Origin of the sequence: Azospirillum sp. TSH58 (assembly GCF_003119115.1) — a bacterium.
GTDB lineage: Bacteria > Pseudomonadota > Alphaproteobacteria > Azospirillales > Azospirillaceae > Azospirillum.
The window spans coordinates 582367-597936 of record NZ_CP022364.1 but is presented as its reverse complement, the minus strand read 5'-3'; the positions used below and the strand labels follow the sequence as shown (position 1 = coordinate 597936).

At 70.9% G+C, this 15570-nt stretch carries 19 protein-coding genes; 7 read left to right on the top strand and 12 right to left on the bottom strand.

The window, feature by feature from the left end; translation table 11 throughout:
* Window positions 1-9 precede the first annotated feature (9 nt).
* The 4 genes from TSH58p_RS06415 to TSH58p_RS06400 form a co-directional block, all read right to left on the bottom strand.
* Window positions 10-267: a GlsB/YeaQ/YmgE family stress response membrane protein gene (locus TSH58p_RS06415; protein ID WP_109072137.1), complete on the bottom strand. Its 258-nt coding sequence runs from the start codon at window positions 265-267 to the stop codon at window positions 10-12.
* A gap of 144 nt (window positions 268-411) precedes the next feature.
* Complete coding sequence (gene rpe, locus TSH58p_RS06410; RefSeq protein ID WP_109072136.1) at window positions 412-1068, bottom strand: ribulose-phosphate 3-epimerase; 657 nt, start codon at window positions 1066-1068, stop codon at window positions 412-414.
* Between the two features lie 155 nt (window positions 1069-1223).
* Window positions 1224-1682 carry a winged helix-turn-helix domain-containing protein gene (locus TSH58p_RS06405; protein ID WP_247874254.1) on the bottom strand — a complete coding sequence of 153 codons (459 nt, stop codon included), beginning with the start codon at window positions 1680-1682 and terminating at the stop codon, window positions 1224-1226.
* 93 nt (window positions 1683-1775) lie between these two features.
* Entirely contained in the window at window positions 1776-2789 is a 1014-nt protein-coding gene (locus tag TSH58p_RS06400) for a zinc-binding alcohol dehydrogenase family protein (RefSeq protein WP_109072135.1), read from the bottom strand.
* 132 nt (window positions 2790-2921) lie between these two features.
* On the opposite strand from TSH58p_RS06400, the gene TSH58p_RS06395 reads away from it, so the two are divergent.
* From TSH58p_RS06395 to TSH58p_RS06370, 6 genes are all read left to right on the top strand, one after another.
* Window positions 2922-3302, top strand: a complete 381-nt coding sequence (locus tag TSH58p_RS06395; RefSeq protein WP_109072134.1) for a helix-turn-helix domain-containing protein — start codon at window positions 2922-2924, stop codon at window positions 3300-3302.
* The gene (locus TSH58p_RS06390; protein ID WP_109072133.1) at window positions 3299-4417 is read left to right on the top strand and encodes an NnrS family protein; all 1119 of its coding nucleotides are present in this window, start codon (window positions 3299-3301) and stop codon (window positions 4415-4417) included. Before TSH58p_RS06395 ends, TSH58p_RS06390 begins: the two co-directional genes overlap by 4 nt.
* A 93-nt stretch (window positions 4418-4510) precedes the next feature.
* Window positions 4511-5431 carry a hypothetical protein gene (locus TSH58p_RS06385; RefSeq protein WP_109072132.1) on the top strand — a complete coding sequence of 307 codons (921 nt, stop codon included), beginning with the start codon at window positions 4511-4513 and terminating at the stop codon, window positions 5429-5431.
* Window positions 5432-5582: 151 nt separating this feature from the next.
* Window positions 5583-6449 carry an NAD(P)-dependent oxidoreductase gene (locus TSH58p_RS06380; protein WP_109072131.1) on the top strand — a complete coding sequence of 289 codons (867 nt, stop codon included), beginning with the start codon at window positions 5583-5585 and terminating at the stop codon, window positions 6447-6449.
* 6 nt (window positions 6450-6455) lie between these two features.
* On the top strand, window positions 6456-7211 hold the full coding sequence (locus TSH58p_RS06375; protein ID WP_109072130.1) for an SDR family oxidoreductase: 756 nt from the start codon (window positions 6456-6458) through the stop codon (window positions 7209-7211).
* Between the two features lie 3 nt (window positions 7212-7214).
* Window positions 7215-8207 (top strand): threonine/serine dehydratase, encoded by a 993-nt coding sequence (locus tag TSH58p_RS06370; RefSeq protein WP_109072129.1) that lies wholly within the window; start codon window positions 7215-7217, stop codon window positions 8205-8207.
* Here the strand turns inward: TSH58p_RS06370 and TSH58p_RS06365 are convergent.
* Both TSH58p_RS06365 and TSH58p_RS33025 read right to left on the bottom strand, forming a co-directional pair.
* The gene (locus TSH58p_RS06365; protein ID WP_109072128.1) at window positions 8182-9060 is read right to left on the bottom strand and encodes a class I SAM-dependent methyltransferase; all 879 of its coding nucleotides are present in this window, start codon (window positions 9058-9060) and stop codon (window positions 8182-8184) included. The genes TSH58p_RS06370 and TSH58p_RS06365 overlap by 26 nt on opposite strands.
* A gap of 167 nt (window positions 9061-9227) precedes the next feature.
* Complete coding sequence (locus TSH58p_RS33025; protein WP_158282648.1) at window positions 9228-9368, bottom strand: hypothetical protein; 141 nt, start codon at window positions 9366-9368, stop codon at window positions 9228-9230.
* 182 nt (window positions 9369-9550) lie between these two features.
* Between TSH58p_RS33025 and TSH58p_RS06360 the strand changes: the two genes are divergently transcribed.
* Window positions 9551-10309, top strand: coding sequence for an HAD family hydrolase (locus TSH58p_RS06360; protein WP_109072127.1), 759 nt, complete (start codon window positions 9551-9553; stop codon window positions 10307-10309).
* Here the strand turns inward: TSH58p_RS06360 and TSH58p_RS06355 are convergent.
* The 6 genes from TSH58p_RS06355 to TSH58p_RS06330 all read right to left on the bottom strand — a co-directional run bounded on the left by TSH58p_RS06355 (window position 10261) and on the right by TSH58p_RS06330 (window position 15433).
* A complete protein-coding gene (locus TSH58p_RS06355; protein ID WP_109072126.1) occupies window positions 10261-11469 on the bottom strand; it encodes an NnrS family protein in 1209 nt (402 codons plus the stop codon). The genes TSH58p_RS06360 and TSH58p_RS06355 overlap by 49 nt on opposite strands.
* Window positions 11470-11581: 112 nt before the next feature.
* Entirely contained in the window at window positions 11582-12148 is a 567-nt protein-coding gene (locus TSH58p_RS06350) for a hypothetical protein (RefSeq protein ID WP_109072125.1), read from the bottom strand.
* 129 nt (window positions 12149-12277) lie between these two features.
* On the bottom strand, window positions 12278-12817 hold the full coding sequence (mog, locus tag TSH58p_RS06345) for a molybdopterin adenylyltransferase (protein ID WP_109072124.1): 540 nt from the start codon (window positions 12815-12817) through the stop codon (window positions 12278-12280).
* A gap of 32 nt (window positions 12818-12849) precedes the next feature.
* On the bottom strand, window positions 12850-14313 hold the full coding sequence (gene ccoG / locus TSH58p_RS06340; protein WP_109072123.1) for a cytochrome c oxidase accessory protein CcoG: 1464 nt from the start codon (window positions 14311-14313) through the stop codon (window positions 12850-12852).
* A gap of 184 nt (window positions 14314-14497) precedes the next feature.
* Window positions 14498-14989 carry a YbaN family protein gene (locus TSH58p_RS06335; RefSeq protein WP_109072122.1) on the bottom strand — a complete coding sequence of 164 codons (492 nt, stop codon included), beginning with the start codon at window positions 14987-14989 and terminating at the stop codon, window positions 14498-14500.
* An 18-nt stretch (window positions 14990-15007) separates the two neighbouring features.
* Window positions 15008-15433: a YqaA family protein gene (locus TSH58p_RS06330; protein WP_109072121.1), complete on the bottom strand. Its 426-nt coding sequence runs from the start codon at window positions 15431-15433 to the stop codon at window positions 15008-15010.
* Window positions 15434-15570: the final 137 nt, after the last annotated feature.

Sequence of the window (15570 nt, the reverse complement as noted above, 5' to 3'; positions counted from 1 at the left end):
GCAGCCGCCTCAGACGGTGGTGCGGCGCCCGGCGATCATGCGGTAGATGGCCAGGATGACGATGGCGCCGACGATGGCGCCGATGAAGCCGGCCCCTTCACCCGCCCGGTACCAGCCAACGGCCTCGCCCAGATAGGTGGCGACGAAGGCGCCCGCGATGCCGAGCAGCGTGGTGATGATGAAGCCGCCCGGATCGCGGCCCGGCATCAGGAACTTGGCGACGATGCCGGCCAGAAAGCCGATGATGATCGTCCACAGAATACCCATAACCTCTCTCCCTCCAGTATCGATGTCCTCGATCCCACGCAGCCATAACGCCCAAAACGGCGTTTGGTTCTGCCCGAAGGAGGACCCCCTTGCGGATAAACCCACCTGGAGCATGGCCGGGAGGGAGAGGGTTAGGGCCGGAACTCAGCTCCGCAGGGCGCGGATGTTGGCGGCGTAGCGGTCCGGCCCGCCGGTGAAGGTGGCGGTTCCGGCGACCAGCACGTCGGCCCCCGCCTCGATGGCGATGCGGGCGGTCTCGCCGTTGATGCCGCCGTCCACCTGGAGGTCGATGGGCTTGCCCAGCGCGTCGATGCGGCGGCGCAGCTCATGGATCTTGGGAAGCTGGCTGGCGATGAAGCTCTGCCCGCCGAAGCCGGGGTTGACCGTCATGACCAGAACCAGGTCGAGGTCCTCCAGCAGATAGTCCACGGCCTCCAGCGGGGTGGCCGGGTTGAGCGACAGGCCGGCCTTCTTGCCCAGCGACTTGATGAGCTGGATGGTGCGGTGGACGTGCGCGCCGGCCTCCGGGTGGACGGTGATGATGTCGGCCCCGGCGTCGGCGAAGGCGGCGATGTAGGGGTCCACCGGGGAGATCATCAGATGCACGTCGAAGGGCTTCGCCGTGTGCGGGCGCAGCGCCTTCACCACCGCCGGGCCGATGGTGATGTTGGGGACGAAATGGCCGTCCATCACGTCGATGTGGATGTAGTCGGCGCCCGCCGCATCGACGGCGCGCACTTCCTCGCCCAGCCGGGCGAAATCGGCGGAGAGGATGGACGGGGCGATCTTGACCGGGCGCATGGCGGAAATCCTTGGCGTGAGCGATGCGGGGAAGGGCGGTGGAAAATCCGCCTTCCCATAACACGCCTCCTTCGCCGCCCCAACCCCTCTCGCCATCCGCAACAAGGCGATCGCTCATGGCAGCATAGCCCTCTCCCCTCCGGGGAGAGGGGATATTATTTGCAGCCGGGTTTCAGCACCGGATCGCCGGAAAAGCTGCCGTCGTCCGCCGGGTCGCTTCCCGCGCCGTACTCGGCGTTGAGCATCCCTTCCAGCGCTTCCAGCCGGGGGGTGGTGGCGGCGAAGGCGTCGCGCTCGACGGCGCGGTAGTGCTCGATCACCCGTTCGCCGAAGGCGGTCAGCGCGGTTCCGCCGCCATGCTTGCCGCCCACCGCGGCGGAGACCACCGGTTCGGCGAAGATGCGGTTCAGGTCGTCCACCAGCAGCCAGGCGCGGCGGTAGGACATGTCCAGCGTCCGCGCCGCGGCGGAGATGGAGCCGGTCTCGCGGATCCGCTCCAGCAGCATGATCTTACCCGGCCCGACGGAGCCGCCGGTGTCGAAGTCGATGCGGATGCGCAGGCGGGTCATGGCGCCGCCCAGGACACTGCTGCTGCGCCGGCCCGCGCCCGGCATCCGCGCTCCTTCACCCCGGCCATCCCCGTTCCTCCGCTCCGCGCCTTCGGGGCGGGAGACTGACCGTCCCCCGCCGAAAAGGCAAGGCGCGGTTCAGAAGCCGGCCAGCACGATCTTGCCCTTGGCCCGCCCGCTTTCGAGCAGGGCGTGGGCGCGCGTCAGGTTGGCGGCGTTGATGGTGCCGAACGTCTCGGCCAGCGTCGTGCGGACCGTGCCGGCGTCGACGAGGCGCGACAGCTCGCTCAGCAGGTCATGCTGGGCGGTGATGTCGGCGGTGCCGAACACGGGCCGGGTGAACATGAACTCCCAGTGCAGCGACACGCTCTTGCGCTTCAGCACCATGACGTCCAGCCCGGCCGGATCGTCGATCAGCGCGACGCGGCCCTGCGGGGCGATCAGGGCGGCGATCTCCGGCAGATGGGCGCCGGTGTCGTTGGTCGAGAAGACGAAGGCCGGGGCGCCGATGCCCAGCGCTTCCACCTGCGCGGCCAGCGGCTTGCGGTGGTCGATGACGTGATGGGCGCCCAGATCGCGGCACCAGGCCTGCGTCTCCTCGCGGGACGCGGTGGCGATGACCGTCAGGTCGGTCAGCTGCCGGGCGAGCTGGATGGCGATGGAACCGACGCCGCCGGCCCCGCCGACAATCAGGATGGCGTTCGCCGCCCCCGGCACCGGGCGCCGCACGTCCAGCCGGTCGAACATCGCCTCCCACGCGGTGATGCTGGTCAGCGGCAGGGCGGCGGCCTGGGCGAAGTCGAGGCTGGCCGGCTTCGGCCCGACGATGCGCTCGTCCACCAGATGGAACTCGGCGTTGGTGCCGTCGCGGTCGATGGCCCCGGCGTAGAAGACGGCGTCGCCCGGCTTGAACAGCGTGGCCTGCGGCCCGGCGGCGACCACGGTGCCGGCGGCGTCCCAGCCCAGCACCTTCATGGCGCCCGGAGCGGGGGGCATGTTGCGGCGGACCTTGGTGTCCACGGGGTTGACCGAGACGGCCTTGATCTCGACCAGCAGGTCGCGGCCCTGGGGCTCGGGGCGGGGACGCTCCACGTCGATCAGGGCGTCGGGGGCGTCGATGGGCAGGGATTGGGTGAAGGCGACGGCGCGCATGGCTTCAAGTCCTTGTGCTTGTTGTTGCGTGCTTGTTGCGGCGTGTTGTGCTCTGCCGACAGACTTGCGCCTTGCAGCACGGACGCGCAAGAATGCACATGAAACGCACATAGTGTCGAAAAGGATACCGTCATGGCCCGCGTCCCCCACGCCAACCTGGACTGCTCGCCGGGCTGCCCGGTGGAGGGCGTCCTCGCCATCATCGGCGGCAAGTGGAAGGGGCTGATCCTCTACCATCTGCTGGCCGGCACGCTGCGCTTCAACGAGATCCGCCGCCGCGTGCCGAACGTCACCCAGCGCATGCTGACCACCCAGCTCCGCGAGCTGGAGGCGGACGGGCTGCTGGTCCGCACCGTCTATGCGGAGGTGCCGCCGCGCGTGGAGTACAGCCTCTCGCCGCGCGGGCGCAGCCTGGAGCCGATCATCCTGGCGCTGAAGGCCTGGGGCGAGGAGCATCTGCGTCCCGCCGCCTCCTCTCCCGCCTCCTCTCCAGCTGCCGCCGCCGCCGCATGAGCGCCTTCGTGCCGCCCCCGCCGCAGCGTCCCTGGGGGCACCGCCTGTTCTTTCCCGCCGCCGCGCTCTACGGGGCGCTCAGCGTGCCGCTGTGGGTGGCCGGCTATTTCGGCTGGCTGGGCATCGGCTGGACCCCGGCGCTGCACGCGCACGAGATGCTGATGGGCTACGCGCTGGCGGTGGTCGGCGGCTTCCTGCTGACGCGCCCGTCCGGGCTGGCGCTGACCGTCGCCTTCGCCGCGTGGCTGGCCGGACGGCTGGCGGTGCTGGGCGGCCTTCCGCCGGAGATCGCGGCGCCGCTGGCGCTGGCCTATCCGGTGGCGCTGTTCGTGATCGCCGGCGTGCCCTTCCTGCGCGCCGCCAAGAGCGGCCACAACATCCTGTTCGGCCCGGTGATCGGCGCCTTCGCGCTGGCCGAGGCGCTGGTCTGGTGGGGCGGCGACGGCGGCCGGATGGGCGCGCTGTTCGCGCTGCATCTCGTCGGCATCCTGATGCTGGTGATGGGCGGGCGAATCATCCCGTCGGCCACGGCGGGCGAGCTGCGCAAGCAGGGCGGGGCGCTGGTGGAGCGGGTGCAGCCGCGCTTGGAGTGGGCGGGCGTCGCCGGGGCGGTGCTGGCCGCCCTGACCGTGGCCGCCGGGGTGACGACCGGCTCGCTCGCCTGGATCGGGGCGGCGGGCGCCGCGCTGGCCGGGGTGACCGCCTGGGCGCGTCTGGCGCGCTGGCGGACGGGTGCGGTGCTGAAGCGTCCGGACCTGTGGAGCCTGCATCTGGGCTATGGCTGGCTCGGACTCGGCTGGCTGTTCCTTGGGGTCGAGCGGCTGGCCCCGCTGACCGGCGGGGCGGGGTGGCACGTGATCGGGGCGGGCGCGCTGGGCACGCTGGCCGCCTCGATGATGGTGCGCGCGACCTTGCAGCGGGAGGCGCTGCCGCCGGACTTCTCCCGGCCCGCCACCGCCGCCATCGCTCTGGTCGGGCTGGCCGCCGCGCTGCGCGTCGCCGCGGCGAGCACGGCGCCGGACCTGCTGATGCCCGCGGCGGCGCTGGCCTGGATGGCAGCGCATCTGCTGGTGTTGTGGGTGCTGCTGCGCGTGCCGAAGCGTATTCGGGCGTGACGTCCGCGCTCTGATTTTTTGGTGCTCCGATTCTGGTCTTCGCGCATCGCGGCCGCTATGGTGCGCCGAAGGCAACGGAGGTCGGCGCGTTCCATGGAGACTTTGCCGTTCGAGGTTGAAACCGCCGTCGTCGTCTGCGCCGATCGCGGGGTGTTCGAGCTTCTGGTCGGGCTTCTGCTGTCGTTGCGCCCGCTGGACCGCCGCCGCTACCGGGTCTGCCTGATCGATGTCGGGCTGACCGCCGCGCAGCGCGAGCATGTGGCGCCGCTCTGCGACCGCATCGCGCCGGTGCGGGACGATCTGGTGGTGTGGCCGCACCCGCAGCTCGTGGCGCAGCTGGACCGGCAAATTCCTTTCTGGAAGGCGATGCTCTGCCGCCCGTTCCTGCGCGATTATTTTCCCGGTTTCCAGTGCTACCTGCACCTGGACGCCGACATCTGGGTTCAGAACGCCGCCGCCTTGGACGCCGCCGTCGCGGGCGTGCGCGGCGGGCGCGCCGTGATCGTCCCGGAGGCCGACGCGGCCTATCCCTTCCTGGCGTCGCACACCGCCAACGCCCATGCCGTGGCGGAGCGCGCCAAGCTCATCACGCGCTTCTTCGGGGAGGAGGTCGCCGCGCTGGCCGGTTCGCTGCCCTATTACAATCTGGGCTTCTACGGGCTTCGCCACGACGCGCCCCATTGGGACCTGTTCCGTGACAGCCTGCGCGACGCGACGCGGACCACCTTCCACTTCCTGTGCGAGCAGATCGTCCTCAACATCGTGATGTTCCAGGTGAAGGACACGCTGCTTCTGCCGGCGACGGCCAACTGGATGTGCAGCATGGCCGTGCCCGTGCGCGGGGCGGACGGGCTGTGGCGCTCGCCCGTCTATCCCCACACGCCGATCGATCTGCTGCACCTGACCGGCACGGACAAGCTGGAACGCTACCGCCCGCTGGGGCTGCTCTACGACGGGGGGCGCTACCTGGAGGGCATCGCCCATCTGGCGGCTCCCCACGCCCAGGTCGGCTGACCGCGGCCGGCTCCGGCCACGGCCCGACGCGCGCCGATCCAGGCGGCCCTTCCGCAACGGCTTGACGGTCCTCCTCTCTCCCCCGACACTCCGACGCAATGGCCTCGGCAATGGGCCACGGAGAGACGCGGGCGCGTCCGCAGGGGGGATCATGAGCGACGCATTGGGACCGGTCCGCAGCGCGGGCGTCGTCGGGCTCGGCTCCATGGGCATGGGGGTGGCGCTGTCGCTGCTCCGCGCCGGCTTCCGGGTCGTCGGCTGCGACCTCGACGCCGCCAAATGCATGAGCCTCGTCACCCATGGCGGGGAGGCCGCGGGGTCGCCCGCCGACGTCGGCCGCCGGGTGGACCGCGTCATCGTCCTGGTCGCCACGGCGGAGCAGGCGGAGGAGGTGCTGTTCGGCGCCGAGGGCGTGGCCGGCACGCTGGCGAAGGGCGGCGTGGTCGTCCTGTCGACCAGCGTCCCGCCGGACATGGCCGCCGCCGTCGGGCGCCGTCTCGCCGAGCGGGACCTGCTGATGCTCGACGCGCCGGTCGGCGGCGGCCCGGTGCGGGCGGCGGAGGGGCGCATGGTGGTCATGGCCTCCGGCCCCGAGGACGCTTTCGCGCGGGCGGAGGACCTGATCGCCGCCGCGTCGGGCACGCTGCACCGCGTCGGCACGGAGCACGGCCAGGGCTCCGCCGTGAAGGCGGTGGAGCAGATGCTGACCGGCATCCACGCCGCCGCGGTGGCGGAGGCCACGGCCTTCGGCGTCCGCGCCGGAGTCGACCCGCAGCGGCTGGCCGAGATCCTTGCCGCCGGTCCCTTCCACATCCCGTCGCAACGGCCGCTGGGCATCGTCGGGACGGACCTGGGCAGTGTGATGGACGCCGCGCGGCGGCTGACCGTGCCGACGCCGCTGGCCGCCTCCGCCCTGCAACTTTTCACCATGGCCGCTGCGGTCGGGCTTGGGCGCGAGGGCGACGGCGCGCTCGTCCGGATCTTCGACCGGCTCGCCGGCAACCCCCAGGAGGGCTGAGGAATCATGTCCATCGCGCTCAAATCGCTGGTCGTCACCGGTGGCGGCCGGGGCATCGGGGCGGCGGTCGCCCGCATGGCCGCGCAGCGCGGCTACGCCGTGACCTTCTCCTACATCGGCAACGCCGCGGCGGCGGAGGCCACGCTGGCGGCGATCCGCGACGCCGGGGGGCAGGCCCAGGCGGTGCAGGGCGACGCGGCGCGCGAGGCGGACATCCGCGCCCTGTTCGACGCGGCGGAGGACCGCTTCGGCGCCACCGCCGGGCTGGTCAACAACGCCGGCATCATCGGTCCCTACGGGCGGCTCGACGAGGCCGCGCCGGACGAGCTGCGCCGCCTGCTGGACATCAACGTGACCGGCGCCGTCCTCGGCGCGCGGGAGGCGGTGCGCCGCATGTCCACCCGCCACGGCGGGAAAGGCGGCGGCATCGTCAACATCGGCTCCATCGCCGCCGTGCTGGGCTCGCCCAACGAGTATGTGGGCTACGCGGCCAGCAAGGGCGCGGTGGACAGCCTGACCATCGGTCTCGCCCGCGAGGTGGCGAGGGAGGGCATCCGCGTGAACTGCGTGCGGCCCGGCCTGATCGACACCGACATCCAGATCATCCCCGGCATCGGCAACCGGCTCGACAACCCCGCCCTGATCCCGCCCGCCGGGCGCGCCGGGACCGCGGACGAGGTCGCCGAGACCGTGCTGTGGCTGCTGTCCGACGCCGCGTCCTACGTGACCGGCGCCCTTCTCAACGTCTCCGGAGGCCGCTGAGCCATGCCCGCTTCGAGTTCCTTCGCCATCGGCCACCAGGACATCGTGGAGGCCGCGGCGCGGCTGGACGGCTTCGCCGTGCGCACGCCGCTGCTGGAGAACCCCCTGCTGAACGAGCGGGTCGGCGGGCGCGTCCTGCTGAAGCCGGAGGTCCTGCAGCGCAGCGGCTCCTTCAAGTTCCGCGGCGCCTTCAACCGCCTCTCGCAACTGACGCCGGAGGAGCGCCGGGGCGGGGTGGTCGCCTGGTCGTCGGGCAACCACGCCCAGGGCGTCGCGGCGGCGGCGGCGCTGCTCGGCATGCCGGCGGTCATCGTCATGCCCAGCGACGCCCCGGCCCTGAAGATCGCCAACACCCGCGGCTACGGCGCCGAGGTGGTGCTCTACGACCGCTGGACCGAAAGCCGCGAGGACATCGCCCGGCGCATCGCCGAGGAGCGGGGGGCCGCCACCGTGCCGCCCTACGACCACCCGCAGATCATGGCCGGGCAGGGCACGGTCGGACTGGAGATCGCCGCCCAGGCGCAGGCCATCGGCGCGGTTCCCGACGACGTGATCGCGCCGTGCAGCGGCGGCGGGCTGATGTCCGGGGTCGCCACGGCGGTCCGCCACACCTTCCCCGACGCCCGCCTGTGGGCGGCGGAGCCGGCGGGCTTCGACGACGTGGCGCGCTCGCTGGCCGCCGGGGAGCGGGTGGAGAACGCCGCCGGGCAGCGCTCCATCTGCGACGCGCTGCTGACCCCGACGCCGGGGGCCCTGACCTTCCCGGTGATGAAGGACCTGCTGTCCGGCAGCCACGCCGTCACCGACGCCGAGGTGAAGGCCGCCATGGCCTACGCCTTCACCGTGCTCAAGCTGGTGGTCGAGCCGGGCGGGGCCGTCGGGCTGGCCGCCGTGCTGACCGGCAAGCTGCCGGCGGCGGGCCGCACCGTCGCCGTGGTGCTGAGCGGCGGCAACGTCGACGCGGCGACCTTCACGGACGCGCTGGCGTCGTCGTAGTGGCGTTGCGCTCCAGCACGTAATAGACGGCGCCGGGGGCGAACTTCTTGCGGAGCGAGTCGCGGTGGTAGGCGATGTTCCACCGCGTCAGCGCGCAGGCCGCCTCGTCCAGCCGCACCAGCAGCGGGTTGCCGTAGGGCAGGGGAACGCCCAGCAGCGGCCCCAGCCGCTCGGTCAGCGGGAAGGAGCAGAAGCGGCGCTGCCGCACCGTGAAGCCCAGCCGGGCGAAGCGCTCTTCCAGCCACTCCACCGGGAATCCGCGCTCGTTGGCGGTCAGGCCGCGGCGGGGCTGGCGCCAGTCGCCCATGGTGCTGATCGGCTCGCGCAGGATGAACAGCCCGCCGGGAGCGGTGACGCGGGCGAACTCCGCCAGCAGCGCGCCGGCGTTCGGGATGTGGTGCAGCGTGTGAAGGCAGACGGTCAGGTCGTTCGCCCCGTCCGCGCAGTCGATCCGCCCGCCCAGCGTGGGCCGGCGATACTCGGCGGGCGTGCCGGCGATGTCGGATTTCCAGAAGGCCTCGATGGGTTCCACGGCCAGGAAGCGGTCCACCTGTCCGGCGATCGGCGCCACGTCGTCCCCCGCGGCGCAGCCGAAGGCCAGCGCCTGCCGGAAGCGCCGTCCGGCCAGGAAGCGGAAGGCGTGGCGGTGGTTCAGCGCATGGTATTCGTAGCGGTAGCCGGGCCGGACGGGCGCCGTGCGCGCGAACTCCTCCGCCGCGTCCCGCGCCTCGACGCCGTACCAACGGGCGATCCTGGCCGTGTCGAAGTCGTCGCCGTAAAGGGCGGCGCCGGAGAAATACTGGTCTTCGAAACTGGCGGACTCGAAGCTGGCGGATTCGAAACTGGCGGTCATGGGGGCTGGCGCTCCGCTGGATGAACCGCGCGACGATACCGCGCCGCTTCCGGCGGAAACATTCAGCTTGCCCGCCTAGGACGGAGGGGGAGTCCTATGGCGGAGTGGGGTCGCCGGGCGTGAAGGGAGCGTCACCGGTTGATGAGGCCCCCACCCTTAAGTGGGAGTCACAGCCGGATGTCGCTCTGGAACAGGCCGAGGTCGAGATGCTCCATCGGCACGCGGCGTGCGCGGCGGCGGCTGAGGCGTTGCACGGCGTGGCGGGCGCGACCGATGAGGGCGGCATAGCTCTTCAACGTCTTGGGCATGTCCGTTCTTCCCAAACTGTGTGAGGCCAACCTGTGTGAGGAGTGAACGGATCACAGCTATGACGGGTCCATGTGACAATTTCTATCGCACCGCACACCACGCCGAGGAACGCCGCGCCGCGGCGCCTGTTCGAGAGGGAATACCCCCAAAGACACGGGCAAACCTTGGTGAGGAGGCGGCGATGAGCGGCGTTCTGAAGGCCGTCATTTTCGACGTGGACGGCACGTTGGTCGACTCGGTGGATCTGCACGCCCACGCCTGGGTGGAGGCGATCCGGCATTTCGGCTACCACGCGGAGTTCGACGCGGTGCGCTCCCAGATCGGCAAGGGCGGCGACCAGCTGATGCCGGTCTTCGTGCCGGAGAAGGATCTGGCCCGCATCGGGGACGAGCTGGACCATTTCCGGCACGAGCTGTTCGCCCGCAAATACATGCCGAAGGTCCGCGGCTTCCGCCGGGTGCGCGGCCTGTTCCAGCATCTCCACGCCGAGGGACTGCGCATCGCGCTCGCCTCCTCCGCCAAGGGGGACGAGCTGGAGCGTTACAAGCGCGCGGCGGAGATCGGCGATCTGGTGGACGTGGAGACCTCGTCCGACGACGCCGAGCGGTCGAAGCCGCATCCGGACATCTTCGAGGCGGCGCTGAAGAGGCTGGGCCTGCCGGCGGAGGAGGCGGTGGTGGTCGGTGACAGCCCCTGGGATGCCAAGGCCGCGGGGCGGGCCGGGCTGACCGTGGTGGGGGTTCTGTGCGGCGGCTTCGCCGAGCAGGATCTGCGCAAGGCCGGCTGCGCGGAGATCTTCCGTGATCCGGAAGACCTCCAGCGCCGCTTCGCCACCAGCCTCATCGGGAAACGCAGCCCACGCGCGATGGGCCTTCTTCAGCCCGGTGGACCTCAGCCCGGGCGGCCGTCGGCCCGCGGGGCGAGCAGGATGGGCGCGTAGACGTACAGGTAGCAGGCGAAGGCCGCGATCCAGGCAGCACCGGCGCCCTCCAGGGCGGTCCAGTAGAGGCCGCCCGGCAGCTCGGGCGCCAGCACCCGCAGCAGTGCTGCGGCGGTCAGCAGGATGTAGGCGGCCACCGTCGGGCGGGTCACCACCAGCATCCGCCCGGTGTGGCCGAGCGAGGCCCGCGTCATCACCGCCACGATCATCGTGGCGAAGGCTCCCGCCGTCAGGGCATGGACCCAGGCGGAGCTGTCCACGCCCGCCCCCAGCAGATGCGCGGCCTTCAGCGCCAGCGCCGCCGGCACCCAGGCGTAGCCGAGATGCAGCACCCACAGGATCGGCTGGTCCAGCGTCCTGGCCGGCTGCCAGCCCGCCAGCCGCAGGGCGTGGGCGACCGCCGCGACGAGCGCCAGCAGGCCGGCGACGGCGGTGCCGGGCAGAGCGAGGTCGGCGGGGATCATCAGCAGGGTCGAGACGAGCGTCGCCTTCTCCACCCAGGGACGGGAGACGACGGTGCCGTCCAGCCCGCGCAGCCGCAGGGCGTTGCGGGTGAAGGCCGGGACGATGCGCCCGCCGATCACCGCCACCATCATCAGCACCACGCCGATGGCCAGCGTCTCGCCCAGCGCCGTGCCGCCCGCCAGCACGCCCAGCCAGTCCAGGTGGAACAGCAGGTTGGCGGCGGTCAGCAGGCCCAGCAGTACGAGGAAGGCGGTGTTGCGGATCTTGCCCGCCGCGACCAGCGGCCCGGCCAGCGCGACGCCGAGCGCCGGCAGGAAGGCGAGGTCGAGGATGGCCGCGACCGGCAGCGGCACGCCCACGAACGGCAGCAGCGCCACCCGCCCGGCCAGCCACAGCCCGGTCAAACCGGCGAGCGGCAGGCCGGACAGCGCCCTGGTGCCCGTCCAGCTCGGCACCGCGGTCAGCAGGAAGCCGGCCACGGCGGCGACCACGAAGGCGAACAGCATCTCGTGCGCGTGCCAGGAGGCCGCCGGGACGGCGCCGTCCGGCCAGGACCCGGTCGCCAGAACGGCGATCCAGGCGGCCAGCAGCACGGGGGCGGCGAGACCGGACAGCAGGAAGAAGGGCCGGAACCCATAGGCGAAGATCAGGGGGACCGGAGGGCGGTCCGGCTGGTCGGCAACGGAACTGGTCATGGCGTTCCCCGCGCGTTGGAGGCATCGGTCATGCCGTCACACTGCGCCGGGGGCGGTCACCCTTCTTTGACCGCGGTCAAACAGAATCGGTCCGGTTGGAGAAAATCCGCCGTCAGAGCGTGATGCCGTTTTCGGCCATCAGGCGTTTCAGAGCGTCGCGGGCGGGCGCGTCCAGCACCGGAAGCCCGTCGCGGGCGGTCAGAACGAAGGCGCCGGGATCGGCCAGGGTGCGCAGGGCGAAACCGGCCACGCGCGGCGGGCCGCTGCTCAGCGGGACGTCCTCGTAGATCGGCGAGAAGGTGCAGCCCAGAAGCATGGCGCGGGCGATCAGCGTCTCGTCCGACGAGCCGCCCGACGCCGGGCTGTTGATGCCGAACAGCAGCCGCTCGGCCTCGCCGTTGGTGACGAGCCCGCGTTCCAGCAGGATGTCGACCATGGCCGAGGTGGTCATCACCGGCGCGGCGCGGCCCTTCCAGCAGAAGCGCCCGTCGTCCCACCCGATGTCCAGGCATCGGTAGATCATGTGCGGATCGGCGCCGCCGGGCGACCCGGCGACGATGTAGTTGACCCGAAGCAACCCGTTCCACGCCCCGGCCGGAGCGACGATGCAGGAAACACCGCGCCGGGTCAGGCGCAGATAGGTGTCGTTGATGCCCGAAGGCTCGAAATCGAACAGCATGGCTGGCTCACCTTGATCGGGGACCCCGCTCCCCTCGAACGAAAAAGGTGAGCACGGGTTCCCGCAAGGCAACATGGCCATGCGTATGGTATTCCTCTCCGCACGCGCAAAAAGGGTATAGGCAAAAGCTCAGGACTTCGGGCGGAACGCCTTGCAGACCAATGGGTCAGTGTCGATGCGCGCCGCGCCGATCAGATCGAGGCAGTACGGAATTGCCGGGAAGACCGCCATCAGGCAGTCGTGAATGGCCGAAGGCTTGCCCGGAAGATTCACGATCAGGCTGGCGCCGCGGATTCCCGCGGTCTGGCGCGACAGGATGGCGGTCGGCACCACGGTCAGGCTGACCGACCGCATCAGCTCGCCGAAACCGGGCATCATCTTTTCGCAGACCTGCTCCGTCGCCTCCGGCGTCACGTCGCGCGGGGCGGGGCCGGTGCCGCCGGTGGTGACGATCAGGTCGCACCGCTCGCGGTCGGCCAGCTCGATCAGAGTGGCGGCGATGCCGTCGCGGTCGTCGGGGATGACGCGGGCCACCGGCTCCCAGGGGGAGGCGACGAAGCGGTCCAGCTCCGCCCGGATGGCCGGGCCGCCCTTGTCCTCGTAGATGCCCTGGCTGGCCCGGTCGGACACGGTGACGATGCCGATGCGGGCGGGCTTTGCGGAGGTCATGGGCGGCGGTCCTTATGGAATGTCCGGCGGGCTTACTTGCTGCCCGGCGCCAGGAACACGCTCTTGTAGCTGTCCCGGTCGCCGTTGTTGGTGTCGATCAGCTGGAAGGTGACCGGGGTGGAGGCGTCCGGCACGGAGTCGCGCGGCGCCGTGACGTAGACGCGGTAGGTCGCCACGCTGTCCGGGGAGGCGGAGATGTGGCTGACCGCGCTGCCGCTGTCCGCGTCGCTCTCGCCCACCACCTTCACCTCGGCGCCGGCGATGCCGGCGGCGGCCAGCGTGTAGGAGCGGTCCTGCCGGGTCTTGTTGGAGACCTTGAAGGTGTATGCGTTGCGGATGGTGCCGTCCTGGAGCGTGACGAACAGCGGGGCGCGGTCGCGCTGCACGGCGATGTCCAGCCGCGGGCGCAGCGCGTAGCTCCAGGCCATGGCGCCGGTGATCACCAGCATCAGCAGGCCGTAGACGATGGTGCGCGGGCGGATCAGCCGCCACTGGTAGGGCTTGCCCTGGGCGCGGGTGTCCTGGGCGGCGAGGCTGTCGAAGCGGATCAGGCCCTTCGGCAGGTCCTGCGACACCATGATGCTGTCGCAGGCGTCGGCGCACAGGCCGCAATTGATGCAGTCCGCCTGCTCGCCGGTGCGGATGTCCACGCCCACCGGGCAGACCTGCACGCACTGGCCGCAGTCGATGCAGTCGCCGAAGCCCTTGGAGCGGCGCTCGTCCCAGCTCTGCGACTTGCGCTTCGGGCCGCGGGTGTCGCCGCGCAGCGTGTCGTAGGTGACGACGAGGCTGTGCTCGTCCAGCATCGCGGTCTGGATGCGCGGCCACGGGCACATGTAGTAGCACATCTGCTCGCGCGTCCAGCCGGCCATCACGTAGGTCATGCCCGCGAACAGCGCGAAGAAGCCCGCCGCCTCGTAGGTCGCGTTGAAGGTCAGCAGATCGACGGCGAGCCGCGGCGCGTCGGTGAAGAAGGCGACGAAGCCGAAGCCGGTGATGACGGACAGGGCCAGCCAGCCGGCGTGCTTCCCGGTCTTGCGCAGGAGCTTCCTCGCGGACCAGGGGGCCTTGTCCATGCGGATGCGCTCCGCCCGGTCGCCCTCGAAGGCGCGCTCGATCCAGACGAACAGGTCGGTCCAGACCGTCTGCGGGCAGGTGAAGCCGCACCAGACGCGCCCGGCCAGCGCCGTGGCCAGGAACAGCCCCAGCGCCGCCACGATCAGCACGCCGGTCAGGTAATAGATCTCCTGCGGCCAGATCTCGATCCAGAAGATGAAGAAGCGCGGCGTCGTCAGGTCGAACAGCACCGCCTGGGCCGGCGCGTCGGGGCCGCGTTCCCAGCGAATCCACGGGGCGATGAAGAAGACCGCCAGAAGCACCCAGGTCAGGATGGTCTTCCAGCGCCGGTAGCGTCCGGAGACGGCCTTCGGGTGGATCTTCTTCTGGCTTTCGAAGAACTGGATTTTCGCCGGCGTGACAGCGCTTCCGTCTGGCATATCGTCTGCCTTGGCTCCGGATAGGGACGCAAGACCGGACAATAGCGGACAGGACCCGAGCGCCTCTTGATCGGGATCAAGACGAGAACGGATTCGAAAAATCCCTAGAGATTATAAGGATTTTTCAGCGGCGCTGGTGACCGGCCGGGATTAGCGGCTGTAATACGTCCATCGGCCGATTGGCTCAAGCTTCGTTTCGCAATGCGGAAACGTTTCCGTCCTCCACCGCCGCCGCGCCGTCGGAAGCCGCGTCCTCCGGCCCCGGCCGGGACGGGGAGGGGCGCGTGACGATGTAGACGGCCACCGCCGCCATGCAGGTCCCGGCCAGGACGGGAACCAGCGGGCGGCTGGCGGTCAGCGCCACGATCACCCAGCTCACGCTCATGCCGATCAGCGCCGCCGCCTTGGCCTTGCGGGGGATCGCCCCTTCGGCCTGCCAGTCGCGCAGCAGCGGGCCGAAGCGCGGGTCGCGGTACAGCCGGTCGCGGAGCGCCGGGCTGCTCTTGGCGAAGGCCCCGGCGGCCAGCAGCAGGAAGGGGGTGGTCGGCAGAAGGGGCAGCACGGTGCCCGCGATGCCCAGCCCGAACGCGGCGTAGCCCAGCGCCAGCCACAGCCGGCGCCGCAGGGGGGAGGCGCAGACGGCGGCGTCCTCGGGAAGGGCGGTCGGGTCATCCATAGGGTGAAGATAGGACGCTCACACGGCCAGGACCAGCACCGCGTAGCGGGCGGCCTTGCCCGCCGTGACCAGAAGCAGGAACAGCCGGATGTCCACCCGCAGGATGCCGGCCACCAGCGTCAGCGGATCGCCGATGACGGGCATCCAGGCCAGCAGCAGCGACCACACCCCGAAGCGCTGGTACCAGCGGGTGGCCCGCGCGACCATGGAAGCGGGGACCGGGAACCAGCGGCGGTCCTGGAAATGCATCAGGTAGCGCCCCAGCGCCCAGTTGACCACCGACCCCAGCACATTGCCCGCCGTGGCGAACAGCAGCAGCGCCAGATGGTCGTAGTTGCCGGTGGCGTGCATGCCGACGAGCAGGATTTCCGATTGGGCCGGGAAGATGGTCGCGGCCAGGAACGCGGTCAGGAACAGCCCGCCATAGGCGGCAAACTCGGGCATGCGGCGGTCGGTCCTTCCGGGCGGGGCGGTGGCGGAGGCTAGAACATAGGTGCGCATACAGGAATGCGGGAGGCGCCATGGTGCAGCTGCGATAAACTGGTGTAGATTCATTTTGTATGAATTCGCAGCGGATGGAT

Bases quoted from the DNA above. Each gene is read 5' to 3' on its own strand.
- rpe (WP_109072136.1), bottom strand. From the start codon at position 1,068: ATGCGCCCGGTCAAGATCGCCCCGTCCATCCTCTCCGCCGATTTCGCC.
- TSH58p_RS06355 (WP_109072126.1), bottom strand. From the start codon at position 11,469: ATGACCAGTTCCGTTGCCGACCAGCCGGACCGCCCTCCGGTCCCCCTG.
- TSH58p_RS06375 (WP_109072130.1), top strand. From the start codon at position 6,456: ATGTCCATCGCGCTCAAATCGCTGGTCGTCACCGGTGGCGGCCGGGGC.
- TSH58p_RS06365 (WP_109072128.1), bottom strand. From the start codon at position 9,060: ATGACCGCCAGTTTCGAATCCGCCAGCTTCGAGTCCGCCAGTTTCGAA.
- TSH58p_RS06405 (WP_247874254.1), bottom strand. From the start codon at position 1,682: ATGCCGGGCGCGGGCCGGCGCAGCAGCAGTGTCCTGGGCGGCGCCATG.
- TSH58p_RS06335 (WP_109072122.1), bottom strand. From the start codon at position 14,989: ATGGATGACCCGACCGCCCTTCCCGAGGACGCCGCCGTCTGCGCCTCC.
- TSH58p_RS06395 (WP_109072134.1), top strand. From the start codon at position 2,922: ATGGCCCGCGTCCCCCACGCCAACCTGGACTGCTCGCCGGGCTGCCCG.
- TSH58p_RS06370 (WP_109072129.1), top strand. From the start codon at position 7,215: ATGCCCGCTTCGAGTTCCTTCGCCATCGGCCACCAGGACATCGTGGAG.
- TSH58p_RS06400 (WP_109072135.1), bottom strand. From the start codon at position 2,789: ATGCGCGCCGTCGCCTTCACCCAATCCCTGCCCATCGACGCCCCCGAC.
- TSH58p_RS06330 (WP_109072121.1), bottom strand. From the start codon at position 15,433: ATGCCCGAGTTTGCCGCCTATGGCGGGCTGTTCCTGACCGCGTTCCTG.
- TSH58p_RS06385 (WP_109072132.1), top strand. From the start codon at position 4,511: ATGGAGACTTTGCCGTTCGAGGTTGAAACCGCCGTCGTCGTCTGCGCC.
- mog (WP_109072124.1), bottom strand. From the start codon at position 12,817: ATGACCTCCGCAAAGCCCGCCCGCATCGGCATCGTCACCGTGTCCGAC.
- TSH58p_RS06390 (WP_109072133.1), top strand. From the start codon at position 3,299: ATGAGCGCCTTCGTGCCGCCCCCGCCGCAGCGTCCCTGGGGGCACCGC.
- TSH58p_RS06415 (WP_109072137.1), bottom strand. From the start codon at position 267: ATGGGTATTCTGTGGACGATCATCATCGGCTTTCTGGCCGGCATCGTC.
- TSH58p_RS33025 (WP_158282648.1), bottom strand. From the start codon at position 9,368: ATGCCCAAGACGTTGAAGAGCTATGCCGCCCTCATCGGTCGCGCCCGC.
- TSH58p_RS06380 (WP_109072131.1), top strand. From the start codon at position 5,583: ATGAGCGACGCATTGGGACCGGTCCGCAGCGCGGGCGTCGTCGGGCTC.
- TSH58p_RS06350 (WP_109072125.1), bottom strand. From the start codon at position 12,148: ATGCTGTTCGATTTCGAGCCTTCGGGCATCAACGACACCTATCTGCGC.
- ccoG (WP_109072123.1), bottom strand. From the start codon at position 14,313: ATGCCAGACGGAAGCGCTGTCACGCCGGCGAAAATCCAGTTCTTCGAA.
- TSH58p_RS06360 (WP_109072127.1), top strand. From the start codon at position 9,551: ATGAGCGGCGTTCTGAAGGCCGTCATTTTCGACGTGGACGGCACGTTG.